5 protein-coding genes are annotated in these 3,277 nt (G+C 35.9%); 3 read left to right on the top strand and 2 right to left on the bottom strand.

Going from position 1 to position 3,277, the window contains the following annotated elements:
• Positions 1 to 31: 31 nt before the first annotated feature.
• Both AC11ZT_RS07655 and AC11ZT_RS07650 read right to left on the bottom strand, forming a co-directional pair.
• Entirely contained in the window at positions 32 to 757 is a 726-nt protein-coding gene (locus tag AC11ZT_RS07655) for an ABC transporter ATP-binding protein (protein ID WP_484059030.1), read from the bottom strand.
• 141 nt (positions 758 to 898) lie between these two features.
• A complete protein-coding gene (locus tag AC11ZT_RS07650) occupies positions 899 to 1,228 on the bottom strand; it encodes a DUF2325 domain-containing protein (RefSeq protein ID WP_484059029.1) in 330 nt (109 codons plus the stop codon).
• 358 nt (positions 1,229 to 1,586) lie between these two features.
• Between AC11ZT_RS07650 and AC11ZT_RS07645 the strand changes: the two genes are divergently transcribed.
• The 3 genes from AC11ZT_RS07645 to AC11ZT_RS07635 form a co-directional block, all read left to right on the top strand.
• The gene (locus AC11ZT_RS07645; RefSeq protein WP_484059028.1) at positions 1,587 to 1,856 is read left to right on the top strand and encodes a hypothetical protein; all 270 of its coding nucleotides are present in this window, start codon (positions 1,587 to 1,589) and stop codon (positions 1,854 to 1,856) included.
• Between the two features lie 239 nt (positions 1,857 to 2,095).
• Positions 2,096 to 2,350 (top strand): spore coat protein, encoded by a 255-nt coding sequence (locus AC11ZT_RS07640; protein WP_484059027.1) that lies wholly within the window; start codon positions 2,096 to 2,098, stop codon positions 2,348 to 2,350.
• Between the two features lie 305 nt (positions 2,351 to 2,655).
• A partial coding sequence (locus AC11ZT_RS07635; RefSeq protein WP_484059026.1) for a hypothetical protein occupies positions 2,656 to 3,277 on the top strand: 622 nt, incomplete at its 3' end.

The raw sequence follows: 3,277 nt of genomic DNA, 5'->3' as shown, positions 1-3,277 counted from the left end.
AATACAATCCGTTTAATTAAAGCTGCTATTCTCATTGTTTCGCACCTCCAGCTTGCAAGAATACTTCCTCAAGGCTAGTTACCCCATATTGCTCCTGCAACTGTTGCGGAGATCCACTTGCTATAATACGTCCTTCGCGAACCATCGCGAGTTGGTCACATTTTCCCGCTTCATCCATGACATGCGTCGTCACAATAATAGTTTTTCCTTCTTCTTCTTTGAGACGAAGTAATTCTTCCCAAACGGATTTGCGAAGCTCTGGATCAATTCCAACAGTCGGCTCATCTAAAATGAGCAAATCTGGATTTTGAATTAACGCAATCGCAAGCGAAAGCCGGCGTTTCATTCCGCCTGAAAAGGCAGACACCTTTTTAGATAATTCATTGGTTAGGTTAACAATACTTGCCGCGTAAGCAATACGCTCCGCTTTCTCCTTCTTTGACAATTGAAAGAGTGATGCGAAAAATTGTAAATTTTCCTTCGCTGTTAACGTTGTATAGAGGGCATCAGACTGCGCCATATATCCAATGTTTTGTAGAACGTGTAAATTTGGCATCGTTTTACCGAGTACCGACACCTCACCCTTACTCGCTTTATCCATACCGACAATTAATTTCACAATCGTCGTTTTTCCTGCTCCAGAAGGCCCAATAAATCCATAAATCTGTCCTTTTTCAATTTCCATATTAATATCATCGAGAACCATTTTCTTACCATAATGCTTACTTACTTGCTGAATACGAACGGAAGCATCCATGTATCTTCCCCCCTTTAAAGTTGTGAGTGATTACTCACTTTTATTATATTGGGAAAAAACCTACGAATCAAGTAACAAAGCAATAAATTATTTTTTAAATCTAAACACAGTAATTAAAGAACAACTATTTACTTTACTGAATCATTGGCTAATTATTTCTACTTTATTCTTCCTTTTGCTCGCTTTATAGCTTGCATTTTTTTGTAATTCTGCTTGGATAGAGGTCCAGGATCGTTTTGAAAAGTAAATAGGTATTGACTGTTCTTGCGCTTTTCTTTTAATTATTGTTGAAAGATTATGGTTAATAAAATCAGTTAGCACTAATACACCATCTACATTACTAGGTATTACCTTTCTAGTCATCTGTACTTTTCGCCCGCTTAAATGAATGACTTCTTTAATTCCCTCATACTCTAATTTTTTGGTAATTTGACCTAGATTATCTCCACCAACAATTAATAATGATTCCACGACCATTCGCTCCCTTCAAAAATAAAAGACTTCAACTCTTTAACCTATAATTAGGTAAGAATTAAAGTCTCTAGTTGTCTAGTCGACGTATTTAAATAAAGTCAGATTTAAAATCAAATAATTCCTATGTATTTACTATAAAATTAAATTAACACAATATAAATCTAATTTCAATCATTCTTTACAAAGGCAGACTATACATGCAAGTACAGTCTGCCCGATATAGTGTTAGCGTAAAAAGACTCCTTACTTTCTCCAACATGTTTCATAGAAAGAAAGTAAAGTTTGAACAAAGGGACTCGGTCTAAGAATACTTGCTTCAAAATAGAATGACTAACAAGGAAAGGGGTGAGACATTTTGGAGGAAGAAAAAAGCAATGAAAGCTCTACTGACATAAAAGCAGATTTAAAAGAAGAAATAAAAGCAGAACTCTCAAGTGAACTGAAACTACATTATTTTAAAGGAAAGAAAAAAATTTACAAAATTCTTACTGCAGTAGTTATCTTCCTATTTGCATTTGCGGCAGGATTTGCAGCAGGGCATGTTGGAGGACATCATAATGAACATCAAGCATTTCATAAAGGATTTCATAACAAGCATGAAAATTTACAAAGATATACTAGATAACATAGGCATAGGAATACTTTAATATCTTTCTGGTCTAATGCGGAGTAGCGGGTATGGTAGGCTCCTTACGTATTCAGATTACTTACCCACCTTCATCTCCAATTGCAAATGAAAACATTTGCAAAAAATTTTATACCTCTTATCATAATTCGCCTAATTTTTAGACAGATAAGCTCTCTTACTTTCTTAAAGCATAGTCTGTAAAGAACAAAGAAGCCTTAAGAAAAGTAGGTGTAAATATGACAAACGATTCTCTGCGTATTTCTGGCATGGGCATGCCTCAGTATCCGAGTTACCCTGGCATGGGCGGCATGGGTATGTCTCAATATCCGGGTTACCCTGGCATGGGCGGCATGGGTATGTCTCAGTATCCAGCTTACCCTGGTATGGGCGGCATGGGTATGTCTCAGTATCCAAGTTACCCTGGTATGGGCAGTATGGGTATGTCTCAGTATCCAGCTTACCCTGGTATGGGCGGCATGGGTATGTTTTAACCATAAAAATGTAATATTTAATACATCAAATTAGAATCAATTATGACATTAAGTAGAATTATCATAAGAATATAGACTGTATGAATATCAATAAACACCTCAGAATGCGCTGATTTAACAAGTGTTATTTCATGAGATGACTCAACGTAAATCGTGTATTTTTTTGAGTCATCTCTTTTTTATAATAAAACTACATATGAATTGTCCTTTGAAACTCACCAAATAGAAATATTTACAGTTTGTCACCATATACTTTTAAAGGGAGAAAATTTCACCCACTTTTTTGGGAAATGGAGGAACTTTTTTTGCAGAACACGTATATTCGACCTGCTCGTAAACAAAGCCAGCCAAAGGTTATCAAACATATGTTATTTTTTCTAGCTTTTTTATTATCCATGATAATTATAATTCCTACTCTAATAGTGAATGTATCCGGACTAAATACCCTGTTTACCTCTCCCTCTCCTAAAAAAAATCAAACGCCCGATTCAAACAGCATTTCTCCTACTAAAGAATCAGCCCCTAGTGCGGGGCTTCACTTAGGGTGGACGGGAAATCAGATAAATAGCAATTCTTTAGCTCGCTACAAAGGGTTAAACATTATTTCGACTGCAGCTGGTTCCATAGACAATCAATTTCATCTACATCTCAGTACAAATCCTCTAACAAACGAAATGTTACGTAAGCAAAATCAACAAGTTTGGGCACGAATTACAATGGGACAAGATGTGAAACAAACCATTCATCAGCTTTTTACCAATCCAACCAAAACCGATTCACTTATTAAAAATCTAAATCAGGCAGCCTTTCAAAATCATTGGGATGGAGTTAATATTGATATTGAAAATGTGAGCAGTCAAGATCGTAACACCTTTTCCCAGTTCATTAAAAGTCTATCATCTACTTTGCATCAATCCCATGTCATCC

The sequence above is a fragment of the Ectobacillus sp. genome (genome assembly GCF_056992975.1).
The sequence above is the reverse complement of the archived record's forward strand: the minus strand, read 5'-3'. Positions and strand labels throughout refer to the sequence as shown.

What these genes read in the sequence shown, in the direction of transcription:
- AC11ZT_RS07655 (WP_484059030.1), bottom strand. Translation starts at nt 757, where the DNA reads ATGGATGCTTCCGTTCGTATTCAGCAAGTAAGTAAGCATTATGGTAAG.
- AC11ZT_RS07640 (WP_484059027.1), top strand. Translation starts at nt 2,096, where the DNA reads ATGACAAACGATTCTCTGCGTATTTCTGGCATGGGCATGCCTCAGTAT.